This window comes from Stenotrophomonas sp. 71799_Sma (genome assembly GCF_056482505.1).
The window spans coordinates 4,726,947-4,745,724 of sequence record NZ_CM151202.1; the positions used below are offsets into that span (position 1 = coordinate 4,726,947).

20 protein-coding genes are annotated in these 18,778 nt (G+C 68.2%); 7 read left to right on the forward strand and 13 right to left on the reverse strand.

Annotated features, from left to right (window positions below; all coding sequences use genetic code 11):
* The 12 genes from ACZK4Z_RS21800 to ACZK4Z_RS21855 form a co-directional block, all read right to left on the reverse strand.
* Positions 1-771, reverse strand: a complete 771-nt coding sequence (locus tag ACZK4Z_RS21800; RefSeq protein WP_478445221.1) for a glycosyltransferase family 2 protein — start codon at positions 769-771, stop codon at positions 1-3.
* A complete protein-coding gene (locus tag ACZK4Z_RS21805) occupies positions 761-2,446 on the reverse strand; it encodes an ApeI family dehydratase (RefSeq protein ID WP_478451079.1) in 1,686 nt (561 codons plus the stop codon). The genes ACZK4Z_RS21800 and ACZK4Z_RS21805 overlap by 11 nt, the downstream gene beginning before the upstream one ends.
* Positions 2,439-2,990, reverse strand: coding sequence for a COG4648 family protein (locus ACZK4Z_RS21810; RefSeq protein WP_012512473.1), 552 nt, complete (start codon positions 2,988-2,990; stop codon positions 2,439-2,441). Before ACZK4Z_RS21810 ends, ACZK4Z_RS21805 begins: the two co-directional genes overlap by 8 nt.
* 22 nt (positions 2,991-3,012) lie before the next feature.
* Entirely contained in the window at positions 3,013-3,270 is a 258-nt protein-coding gene (locus ACZK4Z_RS21815) for an acyl carrier protein (RefSeq protein ID WP_006402206.1), read from the reverse strand.
* Positions 3,271-3,287: 17 nt separating this feature from the next.
* Positions 3,288-3,545: a phosphopantetheine-binding protein gene (locus ACZK4Z_RS21820; RefSeq protein ID WP_005411610.1), complete on the reverse strand. Its 258-nt coding sequence runs from the start codon at positions 3,543-3,545 to the stop codon at positions 3,288-3,290.
* Positions 3,532-4,329 (reverse strand): lysophospholipid acyltransferase family protein, encoded by a 798-nt coding sequence (locus tag ACZK4Z_RS21825; RefSeq protein ID WP_006402207.1) that lies wholly within the window; start codon positions 4,327-4,329, stop codon positions 3,532-3,534. The genes ACZK4Z_RS21820 and ACZK4Z_RS21825 overlap by 14 nt, the downstream gene beginning before the upstream one ends.
* Positions 4,322-5,065, reverse strand: coding sequence for a beta-ketoacyl synthase chain length factor (locus ACZK4Z_RS21830; RefSeq protein WP_478451080.1), 744 nt, complete (start codon positions 5,063-5,065; stop codon positions 4,322-4,324). The genes ACZK4Z_RS21825 and ACZK4Z_RS21830 overlap by 8 nt, the downstream gene beginning before the upstream one ends.
* A 217-nt stretch (positions 5,066-5,282) precedes the next feature.
* The gene (gene cydB / locus ACZK4Z_RS21835; RefSeq protein ID WP_010482330.1) at positions 5,283-6,296 is read right to left on the reverse strand and encodes a cytochrome d ubiquinol oxidase subunit II; all 1,014 of its coding nucleotides are present in this window, start codon (positions 6,294-6,296) and stop codon (positions 5,283-5,285) included.
* A gap of 1 nt (position 6,297) precedes the next feature.
* Positions 6,298-7,695 carry a cytochrome ubiquinol oxidase subunit I gene (locus ACZK4Z_RS21840; RefSeq protein WP_121504130.1) on the reverse strand — a complete coding sequence of 466 codons (1,398 nt, stop codon included), beginning with the start codon at positions 7,693-7,695 and terminating at the stop codon, positions 6,298-6,300.
* A 213-nt stretch (positions 7,696-7,908) separates the two neighbouring features.
* A complete protein-coding gene (locus tag ACZK4Z_RS21845) occupies positions 7,909-8,124 on the reverse strand; it encodes a hypothetical protein (protein WP_125893349.1) in 216 nt (71 codons plus the stop codon).
* Positions 8,121-8,774 (reverse strand): RNA polymerase sigma factor, encoded by a 654-nt coding sequence (locus tag ACZK4Z_RS21850; RefSeq protein ID WP_100435462.1) that lies wholly within the window; start codon positions 8,772-8,774, stop codon positions 8,121-8,123. The genes ACZK4Z_RS21845 and ACZK4Z_RS21850 overlap by 4 nt, the downstream gene beginning before the upstream one ends.
* Positions 8,775-8,811: 37 nt before the next feature.
* A complete protein-coding gene (locus ACZK4Z_RS21855) occupies positions 8,812-9,141 on the reverse strand; it encodes a hypothetical protein (protein ID WP_006402341.1) in 330 nt (109 codons plus the stop codon).
* Positions 9,142-9,308: 167 nt separating this feature from the next.
* Here ACZK4Z_RS21855 and ACZK4Z_RS21860 point away from each other — a divergent pair, with 167 nt between their 5' ends.
* The 7 genes from ACZK4Z_RS21860 to ACZK4Z_RS21890 all read left to right on the forward strand — a co-directional run bounded on the left by ACZK4Z_RS21860 (position 9,309) and on the right by ACZK4Z_RS21890 (position 18,064).
* Positions 9,309-11,678, forward strand: coding sequence for a S9 family peptidase (locus tag ACZK4Z_RS21860; RefSeq protein ID WP_125893347.1), 2,370 nt, complete (start codon positions 9,309-9,311; stop codon positions 11,676-11,678).
* The gene (locus ACZK4Z_RS21865) at positions 11,675-12,094 is read left to right on the forward strand and encodes an NUDIX hydrolase (protein WP_125893345.1); all 420 of its coding nucleotides are present in this window, start codon (positions 11,675-11,677) and stop codon (positions 12,092-12,094) included. Before ACZK4Z_RS21860 ends, ACZK4Z_RS21865 begins: the two co-directional genes overlap by 4 nt.
* 30 nt (positions 12,095-12,124) lie before the next feature.
* On the forward strand, positions 12,125-12,685 hold the full coding sequence (locus ACZK4Z_RS21870; RefSeq protein ID WP_125893343.1) for a hypothetical protein: 561 nt from the start codon (positions 12,125-12,127) through the stop codon (positions 12,683-12,685).
* A gap of 35 nt (positions 12,686-12,720) precedes the next feature.
* Positions 12,721-13,830, forward strand: a complete 1,110-nt coding sequence (locus ACZK4Z_RS21875; RefSeq protein WP_125893341.1) for a hypothetical protein — start codon at positions 12,721-12,723, stop codon at positions 13,828-13,830.
* 49 nt (positions 13,831-13,879) lie between these two features.
* Positions 13,880-15,496, forward strand: coding sequence for a hypothetical protein (locus ACZK4Z_RS21880; RefSeq protein ID WP_125893339.1), 1,617 nt, complete (start codon positions 13,880-13,882; stop codon positions 15,494-15,496).
* A 54-nt stretch (positions 15,497-15,550) separates the two neighbouring features.
* Positions 15,551-16,447: an oxygen-dependent coproporphyrinogen oxidase gene (gene hemF, locus ACZK4Z_RS21885; protein WP_121504122.1), complete on the forward strand. Its 897-nt coding sequence runs from the start codon at positions 15,551-15,553 to the stop codon at positions 16,445-16,447.
* Between the two features lie 96 nt (positions 16,448-16,543).
* The gene (locus ACZK4Z_RS21890; RefSeq protein WP_125893337.1) at positions 16,544-18,064 is read left to right on the forward strand and encodes a hypothetical protein; all 1,521 of its coding nucleotides are present in this window, start codon (positions 16,544-16,546) and stop codon (positions 18,062-18,064) included.
* Positions 18,065-18,113: 49 nt separating this feature from the next.
* On the opposite strand, the gene ACZK4Z_RS21895 is transcribed toward ACZK4Z_RS21890, so the two are convergent.
* Positions 18,114-18,593 (reverse strand): DUF421 domain-containing protein, encoded by a 480-nt coding sequence (locus ACZK4Z_RS21895; protein WP_125893335.1) that lies wholly within the window; start codon positions 18,591-18,593, stop codon positions 18,114-18,116.
* Positions 18,594-18,778: the final 185 nt, after the last annotated feature.

Consider the following 18,778-nt stretch of genomic DNA (forward strand, 5'->3'; position numbering starts at 1 on the left):
TCAGCGCTGCCCCCGCAGGCGGCGCCACAGCAGGCGCGGTGCGCGCCAGAGCATGCCGAAGAACAAGCGGGTGTGCATGCGGCTGATGCGCACGTTGTCGCGCCACACATCGAAGTGCGAGACGCCATCGGATGGATAGGTCACGCGCGTGGCCAGGTGCTCGACCGGCAGGTGCCGCCAGTACAGGCGCACCATCACTTCGGTATCGAAATCCATGCGCCGGCCGATGGTTTCTTCACCGATCAGGCGCAGCACCGGCGGCAGCGGATACACGCGGAAGCCGCACATGGTGTCGCGCAGATGCAGCGACAGCGTGTTGATCCAGACCCAGATGTGGGTCGCGTAGCGGCCATACAGGCGCGCCTTGGGAACGCTGGCGTCGTAGGCCGGAATGCCACAGATCACCGCCTCGGGATGGGCGCGCGCCGCTTCGATGAAGCGTGGCAGATCGCGGGCATCGTGCTGGCCGTCGGCATCGATCTGCAGCACGTGGCTGTAGCCTCGCGCGCCGGCTTCGGCGAAACCGGCCAGCATCGCCCCGCCCTTGCCCTGGTTGACGTCCAGGCGCAGCAGGTCGACGCCCTGGCGCTGTGCCAGCGAACGCAATGCTGCCGCGCACGCCTCATGCGAGCCATCGTCGATCAGCAGGCATGGCAGGCCGGCGGCCTGCACGCCGTCGACCACCGCCGCGATGGCGTGCTCGTGGTCGTAGACGGGAATCACCACCAGTGGCGCGAACGCGGCACCGGCAACGGCCGGATCAGTCCGCATCGGCGAAGACCACTTTGCCGCTGGCATGCACACCGTGGCTGGAGGTGTAACGGAAGGCCATCACGTTGCGTGCGGCATCCCAGTCCAGCTGCAGGGTCAGCTCATCGCCCGGGCGGGCCACGTGCTGGAACTTCACCGCATCCATGCGCAGGAACACTGCCGGCATGGCGAACACCTGGCGGCCAAACCGCACCGCCCAGTCCAGCTGCGCCACGCCGGGCAGGATCGCCGCCTGCGGGAAGTGGCCCTGGAACGGCCGCAGCGCCGGGTCCAGGGTCATCCGCAACGTGGCGCTGGCCGCATCGCGGTGATCCCAGACCGGCACCGGCATCAGCGGCTGGAACAGCGCTGCCAGTGCCGCCTGGGTGACCTTGCCCTGTGCGTTGATCGGCAGCGCCGGCACCAGCCGCCAGCGGCGCGGCCGGGTGACCGCGTCATGAGCCTGTGCCAGGCGTGTGCCAAGGCGCTGGCCCAGCGCGCGGCGCGCGGCCTCACCGCCCTCCAGCAGCGTCGGGTCGGCCGGTACCACCACCGCGGCCAGCTGCTCGCGCTGCCCGGGCAGCACCAGCACGCGCACGTCATCCACTTCGGCGTCTTCGCGCAACGCACGTTCCAGTGCATCCAGCGAAACGCGGCGCTCTTCAATCTTGACGATGCGGTCGGCGCGGCCCAGCAGGCGGAAGCGGCCATCGGCCAACGCTTCAACGCGGTCCTGGGTACGCCACCAATCCGGGGTTTCCAGATGTGCGGAGGCCACCGCCAGGCAGCCCTCCTCGATGCGCCACTGCACGCCGGGCAGCGGCTGCCACGGCGGCAGGTCGGTGTCCCAGCGGCGCCAGGCGATGCCGCCGGTCTCGCTGCTGCCATAGACCTCGGTCGGTGCCACGCCGAGCCACTGCCGCACGTGGCGTGCGGCTTCTTCCGGCAGCGGGCCGCCAGAGGAGAATACCGCGCGCAGGCGGCCATGCAGGCTGGCCCAGTCGAGCTGCTCGGGCAGGCGCTTGAGGTGGGCCGGGGTCGCGACCAGCACCGTATCGGTACCGGCCAGCGCACCCACCAGATCTTCGTGGAAGAACCGGCGTGGATGGATCAGGCGGCCGGCAGCCAGCGGCCACAGCACGCGGAACAGCAGGCCATAGATGTGCTGGTGCGACACCGTGCCATGCACCTGCACGCCTTCCAGCTGCGTGCCGAACGCAGCCTGCAGTGCGTCCACCTCGCGCGTCAGCTGGTCCATGCGCTTGTTGATCGCACTGGGCTGTCCGGTGCTGCCGGAGGTGAACACGCACAGCTCGCAGGCGCGCTCGTCCAGCGCCTGAAGACCCTCGTCCGGTGCGGCGTCCAGCGCCGCCAGCGGACGATAATCGGCGGACACGTCGCCTGCGAAACCACTCACCTGCGGCTGCAGCGCCTGCAGCGTGGCCGGCAGGTTGTCGGCAGCCAGGAACACCCGCTTGCCGGCATGCCAGGCACCGAACAACGCAGCGGCAAAGGCCACCGCATCATCGAAATACAGGGCCCAGTCACGGCCTGCGGCCGCCGCAAACGCGGCGCGCCAGGCCAGTACGCGCTGGCGGAAGCGGGCGTGGTCGATCACCTCGCCATCGCAGACGCCAACGCTTCGATGCGGCCGCGCCTCCAGCAGCAGCCGGTCCAGGGCAATCCACTCAGCCATGCGCGTGCGCCGCCTTCACCCGCCGCCGCACCAGCCACTCACCTGCGAACAACACGCCCATCATCACGTACGCCAACAATCCGTTGTAGAGCATCCAGACCCGGTCCGACGCGTACAGCGCGGTCAGCAGGGCCAGGCTGCCGTTGAGAACGAAGAAGCCGCACCACACCTGGGTGACGCGGCGGGTATAGGCCACCGCGAACGGGGGCAGGTCCGGTTCCTGCAGCCGTGCCAGGCGTTCCACCAGCGGCGGGCCGAAACGCAGGCTGGTGCCGAATACCGCCAGCATCACTGCGTTGACCAGCGCCGGGTACAGCTTCAGCGGCAGGGCCTGGTTGAGCACAGTGGCCAGCACCGCCAGCAGGCCGGTGCCGGCGGCCGCAGCCCACCACAGCGGCTGGCGCGTACTCAGCGCGCGCAGCAGGGCCAGGGTGAACAGCAGCAGCGACAGCCAGCGTGGCTCGAAGCGGCCCATCGCCAGGTACACCAGCACCGGGTAGGCCAGCGAGATCGCAGCCACCACGACCGTGCGTGCGCGTGCCATGGTGGAGCCGCCGACGCTGCGGTCAGGCGGCTGCCTGGTCCGGCAGCAGCCTGTGCACCACATCGACGATGTCCTGCACGGTACGCACAGCCTTGAACGCTTCCGGCTGCAGGTTGCGGCCGAGCAACGGCTTCAGCTGAACGATCAGGTCGACCGCGTCGATGCTGTCGATGTCCAGGTCGTCGTACAGGCGGGCCTCGGGGGTGATCCGGGCGGTTTCGATCTCGAAGCTGTCGGTCAGGATGCTGACGATGCGTTCGAACAGTTCATTCTTGGTCATGGCAGGTCCTGGCACCGTTACGACTGGCGGGCGGCGACGAACTCGCCGAGCGCGCGCACGCTGGAGAAATGGCGACGGGTTTCTTCCGAATCGGCCGAGAGGCTCACACCGTACTTCTTCTGCAGCGCCAGGCCCAGCTCCAGCGCGTCGATCGAATCCAGGCCGAGGCCCTCGACGAACAGTGGGGCGGTCGGATCGATGTCCTCCGGCGTGATGTCCTCCAGCGAAAGGGAGGAAATGATCAATTCCTTGATCTCGTGCTCAAGTGCTTGCACGGTTCGGATCTCCAGACAGGTCGAAATAACGAGAAAGGTGCTCGGTGACGCGACGGGCTGCCAGGGCATCCCCCCTTGGCGAGTCGTCTTCGGCCAGAAATGGCGCGATCGGGATATCTTCGCCGATCTGCAGCCGAACGTGAAAGCGACGTGAGGGGACACGATACCACTTCTGCCCCTTGGTCAACGTGGGCGGGCTGCAGGTGATCCGCACCGGGGTGACGTCCAGGCGACCCCGTACGGCGATGTTGGCGGCCCCGCGCTGCAGCCGCGGCGGCTGGCCCGGCACGCTGCGGGTGCCCTCCGGGAAGATCACCAGGGTGCCGCCGGCATGTACCGCCGCCACGCAGTCATCGACCAGGCCGGCGCCATCGTCATTGGAGATGTAGCCGGCGGCCCGTACCGGGCCACGCATGAACGGGTTGCAGGCCACGGCCCGCTTCACCACGCAGTCGGCGTTGGGCAGCAGCGAGATCAGGCAGACCACGTCGATCAGGGTCGGGTGATTGGCCAGTACCAGCAGGCCGTCGCGCTGCAGGCGTTCACCGCCCTCGATCTCGTAGGTCATCACCCCCAGCCCGCGCATCAACCGCAGATGGCTGGCGAAGGCGGCCTGGACCACGCGGCGGGCCCGGCGGCGGCGGACCACCGGGTCGCGCATCAGCAGCAGCACCGGCATCACCAGCACGCCCAACAGCAGGCCGCCCAGGCCAAATGCGACAAAGCTCAGGCCGGTGCCAAACACCCGCCAGGCATGGTCGAGGCGGCGCAGCAGCTCAGCCACGGCGGCTCCAGCGCCAGCGCTGGCCGTGGGCCACGTGTTCCAGCGCCGGCGCGCCGGACAACAGGAACCGGTGCAGGTCCAGCGCATGCGGCAGCAGGCCGGGCGCAGTGCTGGCCTGGGCGTCGGCCGGCTGCCACTGCAGCGACAGCGTCGGTCGGCCCTCTGTCGGGGCGGTCAGGCGCCAGCACCAGGCAAAGAACGGATCGGGTTCGTCGGCGAACGTCGCGTAAATGTCCGGAAGTGGCGACTCATAGACCACCACCCGCACCTCGCGGGCACCGTCGGCCAGCAGGCCGACGGCCTCCAGGCAAGCCGTCTCCACCGTGGCCTGGCCCGCCGCCAGCGCCAGGTAGTTGCCGCGGTGGCCGCGGGCGATGGAATACAGCGCGGCAATCGCGTTGTGCACGGACAGGCCGAATCCGGTCGGCGACAACGGCTGGTCGCCGACCAGCGCGCCCAGCAGGTCCATCGAACGGGCCACGTCGCCGTGGCGGCTGGCGAACACCAGCGGCACGTCACTGTCGGCGCCCTGCCCGTCCTCGCACCAGCACGCGGCCTGGATCGCCATCCGGCCAAGCCGCTCGATGCGGCGGCGCTGCATCGCCGGCACTTCGGCCAGCGCCGGCGTGTCCGCGCCGTGCGGCAGGTACGGCGCATCGGCCCAGCCCAGCCACTGGCTACGCTCACTCAGGCCGGGCGCCCAGGCAGCCCAGTCGACGATGGAGAATTCGATCATTTAGCGATGGTGCTTCAACGGGAGAACGATAGGCACGAGCCATTACGGCGACGCGCGGCGGCCCCCCGTTCCTGCAGCCGTGCGTCCGTCCAGGACGTCGCCGGCTGCCCCCCTGGCCGCCGGAAAGGAGCGCACGCTAGCACGTCCCGCGCAGGGTGTGCAGGTTTCACATTCCCCAACACGGGGCCCGGCGCCGGCAGGCCCCGTCTTCAATCGATCAGTGGTAACCGGTGTCGGCGTGCACCTTGCCACGGAATACCCGGTAGGACCACGCCGTATAGCCGAGGATGACCGGCAGCAATATGACCAGCCCGACCAGCGTGAAGCCCAGTGACGACGCCGGCGCGGCGGCCTGCCACAAGGTCATCGACGGTGGCAGCAGATAGGGCCACATGCCCAGCACCAGGCCGAGGAAGCCGAGCACGAACAGGGCCAGGCTGAGCAGGAATGGCGGCAGGTCGCGGCGCGGGTGGGTGGCACTGCGCCACAGCGCGGCGGCTACCGCCAGGGTCAGCAGCGGCACCGGCGACAGCCACCAGAAGTTGCCGTCGCTGAACCAGCGATCCATCAACCGCGAATCGAGGAACGGCAGCCAGCTGCTCACAAGGCCCATCGCCGCGATCACCGCCACCACCAGTGGCCGGGTCATCTGCCGCGCCAGCGCCTGCACGCGCCCCTCGGTCTTCAGGATCAGCCAGGTGCTGCCCAGCAGCGCATAGCCGGCCACCAGTGCGGCACCGGTCAGCATCGCGAACGGGCTGAACCAGGCAAACGGCCCGCCCTGATAGACACCGTCCACCAGCGGGATGCCCTGCACCAGGGTGCCGAGGATCACGCCCTGGGCAAACGTGGCCAGCAGCGAACCGAGGCCGAACGCCACGCTCCACAGCCGGCGCGAACGATGCGCCTTGAAACGGAATTCGAACGCCACGCCGCGGAACACCAGCGCCACCACCAGCAGCAGCACCGGCAGGTACAGCGCCGACAACAGCACCGCATACGCCTTGGGGAAGGCCGCCAGCAGGCCGGCGCCGCCCAGCACCAGCCAAGTCTCGTTGCCGTCCCAGATCGGCGCGGCAGTGTTCATCATCAGGTCCAGCTGTTCCTCGTCCTCGGCGAACGGTGCGAGGATGCCGATGCCCAGCACGAAGCCGTCCAGCACCACGTACATCAGCACGCCGAAGCCGATCACCGCGAACCACGCCACCGGCAGCCAGGTCATCAGGTCCATGTCAGCGCTCCTCCAGCGGTTCGTCGGCGGCCGACAACGGACGTGCCGGGGTATGGCTGCCGTGGTCCAGCGATGGCCCCTCGGCATACGGCTGCGGCCCATGGCGCAGGATCTTCACCAGGTACCAGATGCCCCAACCAAATACGAATGCGTAGCCGACCACGTAGACACCCAGCGACAGCGCGGTCATCCACGCGCTCTGTGGGCCGACCGCATCAGCGGTGCGCAGAACGCCATAGACCACCCACGGCTGGCGCCCCATTTCGGTGACGAACCAGCCCGACAGCAGCGCGATGAAGCCGCTCGGCAGCATCCAGTTCCAGCCGCGCAGCAGCCACGGCGAATCCAGCAGCTTCCTGCGCCACAGCTGAAAAGCCGACACCCAGGCCAGCAGCAGCATCAGCGTGCCCAGCCCAACCATGATGCGGAAGGCGAAGAACACCGGCGTCACCGGCGGCCGCTCGCTGGCCGGCACCGAGGTGAGCGGATCGAAGGTGCCGTCCAGGCTGTGGGTGAGGATCACGCTGCCCAGCTTCGGAATCGCCACTTCGAAGTCGTTGCGCTCTTCCTTTTCGTTCGGCAGCGCGAACACCACCAGCGGCACGCCCTCGCCTTCCTGGGTTTCATGCCAGTGCGCTTCCATCGCCGCGATCTTCATCGGCTGATGCTTGAGCGTGTTCAGGCCATGCATGTCGCCGACGAAGATCTGTACCGGCACCGTCAGCGCCGCGAACGCCACCGCCGCGATCAGCATGCGCCGTCCGGCCTCGACATGTGTGCCCTTGCGCAGGTACCACGCGCCCACGCCACCGATCACGAAACAGGTGGTGATGAACGAGCCCAGCGCCATGTGCGCCAGGCGATAGGGGAACGAGGGGTTGAACACCACCTGCCACCAGTCCACCGGATGCACGATGCCGTTGACCATCTCGTAGCCGGCCGGTGTATGCAGCCAGCTGTTGGACGACAGGATCCAGAACGTGGAGAACAGCGTGCCCAGCGCCACCATGCAGGTGGACAGGAAATGCAGGCGCGGCGAGACCCGGCCCCAGCCGAACATCATCACGCCGAGGAAGCTGGCTTCCAGGAAGAACGCGGTCAGCACCTCGTAGGTCAGCAGCGGTCCGATGACCGTGCCGGCCACCTCGCTCAGCCGTGGCCAGTTGGTGCCGAACTGGAAGGCCATGACGATGCCGCTGACCACGCCCATGCCGAACGACACGGCGAAGATCTTCTGCCAGAAGAAATACAGCTCGCGCCACACGGGCAACTTCGTGCGCAGCCACCGCCATTCGATGAAGGCCAGCCAGCTGGCCGTACCGATGGTGAAGGCGGGGAACAGCACGTGGAAACTGATGACGAATCCGAACTGGATCCGGGACAACAACAACGCGTCCAAGGGACGCCTCCTGCCTGTGACCGGTGGGATACCGGACCACTTTAGGAGGATTTCGTTAAGGTGGGATGCGACCGGGTGACGCGCTGCTTCACTTTGTCGCAGGGGTCAACCGTTCTGGTAGCTGCCAACCTTGGTTGGCACACACGCCCAGACGCCGACCAAGGTCGGCATCTACCAACAGCGACTGGAGCGGCCCACCGCCCGGAGGGTGCCTCAGTGCCAGAAATACCAGACAGCCGCCGCCACCAACGCCCCCAACAACACCACCTGCACCACCACATAGCCCACGCCACTATCGCGCGATTCAGCGGCAATGCGCTTCTGCAGCGCCTCGCTCACATCCGGCGTTTCTTCCTGCTGTGTCTGCTCACGCAACGCCTGCGCCAGCGCGCGTTCTTCCGCATCGCGAGGGTCGGTCGATGGGCTCACAGCAGTTCTCCGGCGGCGGCATGCCGCGTCAGTTCCTGCTTCAGGACCTGGCGCGCGCGGTGCAGGTGGCTCTTGATGGTACCGCGTGCCAGCCCGGTCACCTGCTCGATCTCGACCAGGTCGAAGTCCTCCAGGTAGTGCAGGCCGACGATCAGGCGCTGCGGTGCACTCAACCGCTCCAGCGCCACGCCCAGATGGCGCCCCGCCTGCAGCGCCTCGCTCAGTTCAGCCGGCCCCGGTCCTTCATCGCCGATTCCCAGTTCCTCCGGCACCTCCACCGCCACCATCCATTGCGCCTCCAGCCGCCGCCGGCGCAGGTGCTGCAGCGCGGTGGTGTAGGCCACCCGGGAAACCCAGGTGCGCAGCGAGGATTCAAAACGAAAGCGGTGCAGCTGGCGGAACACGGCCAGGAAGGTCTCCTGCAGCAGGTCGGCCACCTGATCGCGGTCGCCCACCATGCGCCCGATCACATGTGCGCAGGTGCGCTGGTGGGTCTCGACCAGCTGCGAAAACGCCGCCTGCGAGCCATCGATGATGGCCCGCACCAGGGCCTGGTCCGCATCCAGCGGTGCGGCGGGTGCCGCCGTCTCCGCTGCATCGTGGCGGCGACGGCCCCGCAGTGCCGACAATGCTTCGCCGAGCAGGCTCATCTGCGGGGCGCCCCCTGTGCCCGTGACATGGGCCGGCTCAGCCCTTGCGCGCGACGGGACGGGTGAAGTGCCAGGCCAGCAGCTGGCCGAGGCCGGCACTGCCCACCATTGCGGCAGCGGCACCGAAGGTCAGGTCACGGGCACCGATGACTTCCAGCAGCGCCATGGCCAGCGCCAGGCAGACCAGGCTGATGCCCCAGCGCAATGCGCCTTGGCGGCGGCGCTCTTCCTCCAGCATGGCCAGCGAGCGGATCACTTCCTCGGGCACGTGCGGAGCGACCAGTTTGCTGCGGGCGCGGGCATCGGCAATGGCGTGGATCGCGTAGGCGATGCAGATGAAGAGGGTAATCGGGATCAGTTCCTGCATGGTCGGGCTCCTGTTCGGTGGATGATGCGGGTTCAGAAGAATGGATGCGCAACCCCGGCCACCGGTTGCACCACTTTGCCAATCCCGCCGCCATGACCTGTGGCCCCTGCCCCGGGCCCTTGCGGCTGCTACGCTTGGCCGGTTTCCTCTTCTGGTGCCGTCCGCCCATGTCCCGAGTGCTGCCCCTGTCCCTCCTGCTGTCGGCCGTGCTGGCCGCACCGGCTGCGCATGCCGCGCCGACGCCGATCACCATCGAACAGGCCATGGCCGACCCGGACTGGATCGGTCCGCCGGTCGAGAAGGCCTGGTGGTCGTGGAACAGCCAGCAGGTGGAATACCAGCTCAAGCGCAACGGCAGCCCGGTGCGCGATACGTTCCGCCAGCCGGTAGCGGGTGGCGTGGCCGCACAGGTGGCCGATGACCAGCGCGGCACCCTGGACGTGGCCGAGCCGGTCTACGACCGCAGCCGCAGCCGCAGCGCCTTCGTCCGCAACGGCGACGTGTTCGTGCGCGACCTGCGCAGCGGCGCGCTGACCCAGCTGACCCGCAGCAACGAGCGCGCGGGCAACGTGAACTTTGCTGCCGACAATGGCGTGATCTGGCGCGTTGGCCAGAACTGGTTCCACTGGACCGCCGCCAGCGGCGTGCAGCAGGTGGCCAGCCTGAAGGCCGAGAAGGATCCGCGCACGCCGCCGAAGGCCGACGTGCTGCGTGACCAGCAGCTGCGCACGCTGGAAACCCTGCGCCGCGACCGTGACCAGCGCGAAGCACTGAAGGACCAGGACCAGCGTTGGCGCCAGGCCGACCCGACCCGCGCGCCGGGCCCGGTGTACCTGGGCACCGACGTGGAGATCGCCGACAGCGTGCTGTCGCCGGACCTGACCCACCTGATCGTGGTGACCAAGCCGAAGGACTTCGATGACGGCCGCGGCGGCAAGATGCCGCTGTACGTGACCGAGTCGGGCTACGAGGAAACCGAAGACACCCGCACCCGCGTCGGCCGTAACGGCTTCGAGCCGCACACCCTGTGGTACGTGGATGTGCGCACCGGCAAGGCCGAGAAGGTCTCGCTGGCCGGCCTGCCTGGCATCAGCACCGATCCGCTGGCCGAGCTGCGCCGCAAGGCCGGCAAGGACGCGCTGAAGGGCGAGCGCAGCCTGCAGGTGATGAGCGACTTCATGGGCGGTGGCATCCGCTGGAGCCCCGATGGCCAGCAGGCCGCAGTGATGCTGCGTGCCAACGACAACAAGGACCGCTGGATCATCAGCGTCAACGCTGCCGATGGCCGCGTGCAGAACCGCCATCGCCTGACCGACAACGGCTGGATCAACTGGGGCTTCAACGATTTCGGCTGGATGGCCGATGGCCGCACGCTGTGGCTGCTGTCCGAGGAATCGGGCTTCTCGCACCTGTACACCCAGGCCGGCACCGCCAAGCCGCAGGCGCTGACCAGTGGCAAGTGGGAAACCTCGGCGCCGGTGCCGTCGGCCGATGGCAAGGGCTTCTACTTCCTGTGCAACCAGCAGGCCCCGCATGACTACGAAGTCTGCGCGGTCGACACCGGCAGCCGCCAGGTGCGCGAGCTGACCAGCCTCAACGGCGTGGAAGACTTCTCGCTGTCGCCGGACGGCCAGCAGCTGCTGGTGCGCTACTCCGGCGCCTACCTGCCGCCGCAGTTGGCCGTGCTGCCGAGCACCGGTGGCCAGGCCCGCGTGCTGACCGACACCCGCACCGCCGACTACAAGGCGCGCCAGTGGATCCAGCCGAAGCTGGTGGCAGTGCCGTCCAAGCATGGCGCCGGCGTGGTCTGGGCCAAGTACTACGAACCGGAAAACAAGGAACCGGGGAAGAAGTACCCGATCGTGATGTTCGTGCACGGCGCCGGCTACCTGCAGAACGTGCACCAGCGCTACCCGGCCTACTTCCGCGAGCAGATGTTCCACAACCTGCTGGTGCAGAAGGGCTACATCGTGCTGGACATGGATTACCGCGGCAGCGAGGGCTACGGCCGCGACTGGCGTACGGCGATCTACCGCAACATGGGCCACCCGGAACTGGAAGACTACAAGGACGGGCTGGACTGGCTGGTCGACACCCAGCAGGGTGACCGCGACCACGCCGGCATCTACGGCGGTTCCTACGGCGGCTTCATGACCTTCATGGCGCTGTTCCGCTCGCCGGGCACGTTCAAGGCCGGCGCCGCGCTGCGCCCGGTGGTCGACTGGCACCAGTACAACCATGGCTACACCAGCAACATCCTCAACACCCCGGACATCGATCCGGAGGCGTACCGCGTGTCCTCGCCGATCGAGTACGCGCAGAACCTGCAGGACAACCTGCTGATTGCCCACGGCATGATGGATGACAACGTGTTCTTCCAGGACTCGGTGAACCTGACCCAGCGCCTGATCGAACTGCACAAGGACAACTGGTCGATCGCTCCGTACCCGCTGGAGCGCCACGGCTACGTCCGCGCCGATTCCTGGCTGGACCAGTACAAGCGCATCCTCAAGCTGTTCGAGCAGAACCTGAAGTGAGCAACGCCGCGGCCACGATCCATATCGTGGCCGCGGTCATCCTGGATGACCGCGGCCGGGCGCTGGTGGTGCGCAAACACGGCGCCAGCCGCTTCATCCAGCCCGGCGGCAAGCCCGAACCCGGCGAAGCGCCACTGCAGGCGCTGGCCCGTGAGCTGGACGAGGAACTCGGCGTGCAGCTGTGCACCGATGCCTCCATCGCGCTGGGCACGTTCCAGGACTGGGCGGTGAACGAGCCTGGCCACCGCGTGCAGGCCCAGGCCTGGTGGGTGCAGGTGGACGGCATGCCACAGGCACGCGCGGAGATCGCCGAACTGGCCTGGGTGCCGCTGCAGCCACCGCACGGCCTGCCCTTGGCACCGCTGAGCGAACACCATATCCTGCCGGCCGTCGCCACCCGGGTGACGGCCCGCTGAGCGCGCGGGCACCGATTGCAAGGACACCGGATGTCAATGTCGATCCCGCCGATTCCTTCGCTGGTCCAACCGACCTATCACGCCTGGGTGCGCCCGATCGCACACGCCTCGTTCTGGCTGTCACTGCTGCTCACGGTCTACTTCGTGATGCAGGGACTGCTGCTGTGGCCGCTGCACAACCTTCCGATCTGGCACCTGATTGAGAGGGAAGTGCAACTCCAGCACCTGCACAGCCTGATCTGGCTTCTGGCGCATCCGGTGGCCGCGTCGATGATCGTCGCACTGCTGTGCCTTGCCTCGACGCTGGCCAGCTGGGGACTGCTGCGCGAGCGCAGCTGGGGCCTGTGGAGCTTTGTGGCGATCCTGCTGATGAGTGCATTGACCAACTTTGCGATCGCCGGGTGGCTGGACGTGTTCATGCGCGACGTCATCCCGTTTCTCTCCGACGACGCCGTCCTGCAACAGGAACTCCATCTGAAACGCTGGTTGATCACGCTGACCATGGTGGCCATGTCGTTCGTACTCCTCGGCCTGCAGGGCTGGCTGGCCTGGCGCCTGCTGCGACCAGACATCCGCTCGCGCTTCCACTGAGCCACACCCCTTTCCCGTACGACAAGGACCGTCGCATGCGCTTGCTGACCCTTCTCCCCGCGCTGCTGCTGTTCGCCGCGCTGCCTGCCGCCGCCGATGCGCTGCGCTGTGGCGAATACCGCAGCACCGACGGTGGCATGGCGCTGATATTCACATCACCCAGCACCGGCTACCGCCGCGACGACGGCAGCGAGCCGGAGCCGCTGTGGGTCGATCGCAGTGCGGCGCAGGCCCGACTGGTCATGCTCGACGATGGCGTGGCACTGCCGGTCCGGATCAGCGCCGATGGGCAGCGCATCGAAGACGAGGTTTTGGTGGTCTACACGTTGCGCCAGTCCCGGGACTGCGCCAGCGAACCCGCCGCGATTGCCGGCAGCTGCCGCGCCGCCGGCAGCCACTGCATTGCGCAGCTGCCTGCGGCTTCGCCCGGCCAGACCCAGCGCGCGTGCGACGAAGGCGTTGGCGCAGGCTGCTCGGCGCTGCTGCGACAACTGCGGGATGGCAGCCCAGCAAAGGCCACCGACGACGTTGGTGCCACGGGCTTTGAACGCCCGCCTGCCTGCCGCGAATACACGCCCGGGCATGACCCGCAGGCCTGCGAGGCGCTGACGAATGATGCATTGGCTGCCGCCATGCAGCGGGTGAATCAACGCCTGCAGCAGGAAGACGAAGACACACTGGATTCGCCGCTTCCGGCCGCTGCACGCGATCAGCTGCAGCAGCGGTGCCTGCAGCACCGCAGTGGCCGCTTCTGCGTGGAAGTGGCCGCGCAGCAATTGAACGCGCTGGAACCTGCGTTGGCAGTGCAGGCCCTGCAGGTGGTCTGCGATGCAGGCCGCGTCAGTGCCTGTGAGCGTATCGCGCCACTGCGTGGCCTCGGCACCGACCTGCGCCTGGTTCCGCTGCAGCAGGTGCCGTGCGGCCGTTACCAGGCCGACGGTGGCGTGATCGACATGCTCGACTTCGGTGATGGCGCGCGTGCCCGCCTGCACGAAGGCGCCGTCCAGCTGCAGCAGAACGGCGAAACCCTTGTGCTGCGCCAGCTCGGCAACGGCGACCTGCTCGGCATGGACAACCAGACGGCCTACCAGCGTTACCAGCTCGTGCCCGGCACGGCACAATGCACGCCCCCGCGCGAGGGCTAGGGTTCGCCGTAGCGCCAGGAGCTTCCCGTTCGATCGTCAAGGAGACGACATGCATTCACCCGCACCGCGCCGCCGCTGGCTGGCCTGGGCCCTGCTGCTGGCCGCGCCGATGGCCGCCGCACAGTCGCCACAATGCGGCCTGTTCAAGGCCGACGAAGGCAGCGGCACGCTGCGCATCAGCTCACCGAACCGCGGCGAGCAGAAGCACTTCGGCAGTGCGCCGTCTCCGGTCGCGTTCCAGCAGATCGACGGAAAGCTGCAACTGGTGAACCTGGAGTACGGCCTGCCCAGCGCGCTGCAGGTGCGCGATCGTGGCCGCACGGTCGAGGTGGATGGCACGGTCTACCTCCTGCAGGCGCCCGCACAGTGCGCCGCAGCCGCCACGCCGGCTGCAGGCAGCTGCCTGGCTGATGCGGCGGCGTGCCTGGACAACCGTCGCGAAGCGACCCCGACCGCGCTGGAAGCAGGGTGCCGGGAAGGCGTGCCCGGCATGTGCCTGCAACTGGCCGATCGTTGGCACGAGGAAGCCAAACCCACGGTCGAGGCCGATCCCGCCCTGGCAAAGGCAGCGCTCGACGCCGCCTTGTCCGGTATCAAACTCCCCGCCGCCTGTGACAACGGTGGCTTCGAACAGGGAACCCCGGCGTGTGCCGCCGCACTCGAGGCCGACCCGGCAGTGCAGGAGCAGCTGGTCAAGGCCGCGATGACGGCCGCCATGACCGAAGCCATGGTGACGATGACGGCACCGACCGTGCCGGTGATCATTCCAGCTGAGCGGCGGCAACAGTTGTTGCGGTTGTGCCGCGAGGTATCGCACGGCGGCTTCTGCACCCGCGTGGCTGAGCTGTCCTGGGACGCGGGAGATCCCCAGCAGGCGGTGCAGGCCCTGGCTGCGGCCTGCACATCCGGCAATGACACCGCCACCTGCGAGCGCCTGCCGGCGTTGCAGGCGGTGGGCGCATCGCTGCGACTGCAGCCCGCAACTGCATTGCCCTGCGGCAACTACCGGTCCGACGGCGGCCTGATGGACACGCTGGATTTCGGTGACGCCGGCCTGGTTGGCGTTGGCTGGAGCAGCCATCTTCGCGCACGCGTCGAAGCGGGCGACATCCGCATCCACCACGACCGGGACGGCGACTTCGTGCTGCGCCCGCTGCCCGGCGGCCAGTTGCTGGGCCTGGATAACTGGACCCGCTTCCAGGTGTTCGTCCCCACCGGCGAGGGCCCGACCCGGTGCAGTGCACCGAAGCAGTTCAAGGTGCTGCCACTGCCGCAGGATTGCCCGCTGGCGCTGGCCAACGAGGGCGGTGCCGAAGCCTGCTGCGCGCAGGGCAAGCTGCAGGGCTGCAACATTCTCGGCAACCGCCTTGCGCTGTCCGGCGACTGGCTGCAGGCTGCCGAGCACTACACCACGGTCTGCCGCGCCGGCGTGCGCGAAGGGTGCGAGAACCTGGTGACCGCGCAGGGCAACGGCGCGGAACTGGACGCACGGGCAACCCTGGAGCAGCTGTGCAAGGCCGACCGTAGTGGCCTGCATGTGGCCTGCGACGTGCTCGGCACCCAGAACTGGGAGCTGATCACGCTGGGTGGTGCCCTGCAGAAGGCGGTTGATGAGGCAGCCGTGGACGACGCTCCGGCGCCGCGCAACTCCAACCGCAAGCGCTGAGCCGGCCAGGGCCTGCCCGCAGCTTCGGGCGGGCCCTGCGGTAAAGTACGCGCCATGAACGAATTCGAGCGCGTGCGCGCCTATCTCACCGACCTGCAGGACCGCATCTGTGCGGCGATCGAGGCCGCCGATGGCCAGGCCCGCTTCCAGGAAGACCTGTGGCAGCGTGCCGAGGGCGGTGGCGGGCGTACCCGCGTGCTGCGCGACGGTGCGGTGTTCGAGCAGGCCGGCATCGGCTTCTCCGACGTGGCCGGCAGCCGCCTGCCGCCATCGGCCTCGGCCAACCGTCCGGAACTGGCTGGCGCCTCCTGGCGTGCCACTGGCGTGTCGCTGGTGTTCCACCCGCTCAACCCCTACGTGCCGACCACGCATGCCAACGTGCGCTTCTTCCAGGCGCAGCGCGACGGCGAAGTGGTGGCCAGCTGGTTCGGCGGTGGCTTCGACCTGACCCCGTTCTATCCGTTCGACGAGGACGTGCAGCACTGGCACCGGGTCGCGCGCGACCTGTGCGCCCCGTTCGGCGAAGAACGCTATGCCGCGCACAAGCGCTGGTGCGACGAGTACTTCTTCCTGCGCCACCGCAATGAAACGCGCGGCGTCGGCGGCCTGTTCTTCGACGACCTGCACGGTGACTTCGAGCGCGATTTCGACTATCTGCGTGCGGTCGGCGATGGCTTCCTGGATGCCTACCTGCCGATCGTGCAGCAGCGCAAGGACACCGCCTACGGCGAGCGCGAGCGAGAGTTCCAGCTGTACCGACGCGGCCGCTATGTGGAATTCAACCTGGTCTACGACCGCGGCACGCTGTTTGGCCTGCAGAGTGGTGGCCGCAGCGAAAGCATCCTGATGAGCCTGCCGCCGCGGGTGCGCTGGGAGTACGGCTTCACCCCGGAAGCGGGTAGCGCCGAGGCACGCCTGGCCGATTACCTGGTGCCGCGCGACTGGCTCTGACCTTCCGGCGCCACGCCTGACGCGTGGCGTCTTCTCCTGCCTGCGGTGCGTCCTGCACCGGACAGGTCGTCTTTTTTCTTCTTCAAGGATGACGTCATGCCTGCTGCTGTTTCCCTCCGCCCCGGCGCTGCGGGCTGGCGCTCCCTGCTGTTGCTCGCGCTGGCCTCGGCAAGTCTGCCGGCTGCCGCGCAGTCGATGGCCTGCGGCACCTACAAGGACAGCGGCGGCACTATCACGCTGACCATCGAGAGCGAAGGCCACGCCTTCCTGTCCGGCCCCTACCAGGCCACCGAGGAGCTGCGCATCGCCCGCCAGGAAGACGTGCTCGGCACCGGCAACCTGTCCACGGGACGCCTGGAAAACTGGTTCTTCTCGGACAACGACCGCACGATCAACACGCCCTATCGCGAGTTCACCCGTGAGCACGCCGCCGCCTGCAGGACGATGCCCGAGCCCATCGAAGATGGTTGCGTGATGAACACCTCCGAGTGCCTGGAGGCGCTGCCCGAGGCCGCACCGGTGAAGCTGCACGCCTGGTGTGCCGAGGGCGTGGGCGCGGCCTGCTCCCAGCTGTTGGAGACCTACCAGCAGCAGGCCAAGGACGCTGCCCCGGCGCCTGCACGGGCCGAGCCGCCGAAGCCGGAGATCTGCAAGGAGGATTCCGCGTCCTTCAACGCCGAGGGTTGCAGGGCGATCGCCGAGGTGGTCGGGCTGGAGATGATCGGCAAGTCCCTGCTCGGGCTGCAGCATTCGGTTGATCCCGTGTTGCCGTCCGCGCAGCTCGATGAGCTGGCCACATTGTGCCGGCAGCAGCACGGCGAGACCTTCTGCGCCGACGTTGCCGAGGTGCTGTGGAGTGGCGGGCGCCTGTTGCAGGCCCACGAAGCGCTGCAGCTGTCGTGCGCGCAGCGCGCGGACGGCGTGGCCTGCGGCCGCGCCAAGGCGCTTGCCAGCCTGGCCGCTGCGCCGGTCGCTTCACTGGCTCCGGTGCCGGCCACTGCGCTGCCGTGTGGGAGCTATGAAGCCGAGTACGGTGTGCTCTCGCAGCTGCGCTTCCTCGATGGCGGCCTGGTTGAGGCCGAGGGCCGCGACCAGCGCCTGCGCGCGCGCCTGCAGGACGGCCGCATCCTCATCCGTCCCGATGTCGGCAGCGACTTCGTGCTGCAACCGCTGAAGAACGGAAACCTCGCCAGCGTCGACGGCGGCAACCGCTTCGCCTACTACGAGCGCAAGCCCGCCGCAGGCAATGCCAGCTGCACGCCGCCGGTGGCGTTCGTGGAGATCCCGCTGCCACTGGATTGCCCCACCCTGGCACGCAAGGACGGCGCCAAGGCCTGCTGCACCGAGGGCAAGCTGCTGGGCTGCAAGGTTGCCGGCGAAGCCCTGTTCGAGGCCGAGAAATGGGCCGCGTCGCTGCCCTATTTCGAGACGCTGTGCGGCGCCGGTGTCCGCGAAGGGTGCCTGGCATTGGCAGCGGTGTATTCGCATACCGCCGACCCGAAGATCCCGCAGGCCATGGCGGCGCTCTGCGCGAAGGATGGCGAGGGCACGCATGTGGCCTGCGATGTGGACGCCACCCGCAACTGGCCGTCACTGAAGGCCGAAGCCGCGCTCTGAGGGCGCGGGAAGGGGTACCCGTAGCGTCGAGCTTGCTCGACGCTACACGTCAGGTGCTCTTCCTGGGGATGATGGTGATGTGCCCGTTGATCTCCAGCAGGGCCAGCTCGACATCCTCCACGCCCAGGCAGCCCTGCTGGCGCATCGCGGCCTCGAAATCGGCACGGGTGACCTGCTCACGGCGCAGAACGGCGTCGAACAGGCGCCCATCACGCGCGATCACTACCGGTTCTCCTTCCACCAGGCGCTCGATGCGACGGCTGCGGGTACTGACCCAGCCCACCCCGTAGTTGAGCAGGATCAGGGTTGCGGCCAGCAACAAGCCACCGCCCAGCGAGGTGTCGGTGCCGAGCAGCGCGTTCTGCACCGCATTGCCCAGCAGCACCACCAGCAGTACGTCGAACGGGGTGATCTGCCCCAGCGGGCGCTTGCCGCTCAGCCGGACCATGCCCAGCACCACGACGTAGACCACCACCGCGCGCAGGATGAACTCCCACCACGGCATCGCCAGTGAGAACAGATCGGGCATTGCGGGTTCCCCTGCGGAGCGGTGGCCCAGCGTGGCGCAGGCCACGTCATCTGGCAACGGCACAAATAAAAAGCCCCGCTGACCAGGGGGAGGTCAACGGGGCCGGGGAACGGGCACTTGGGGAGGAGTCCCCGTTCCGAGATCTGCTCCAGGGGATGGGAGAGATCCACAACAGGCGTTGCGCC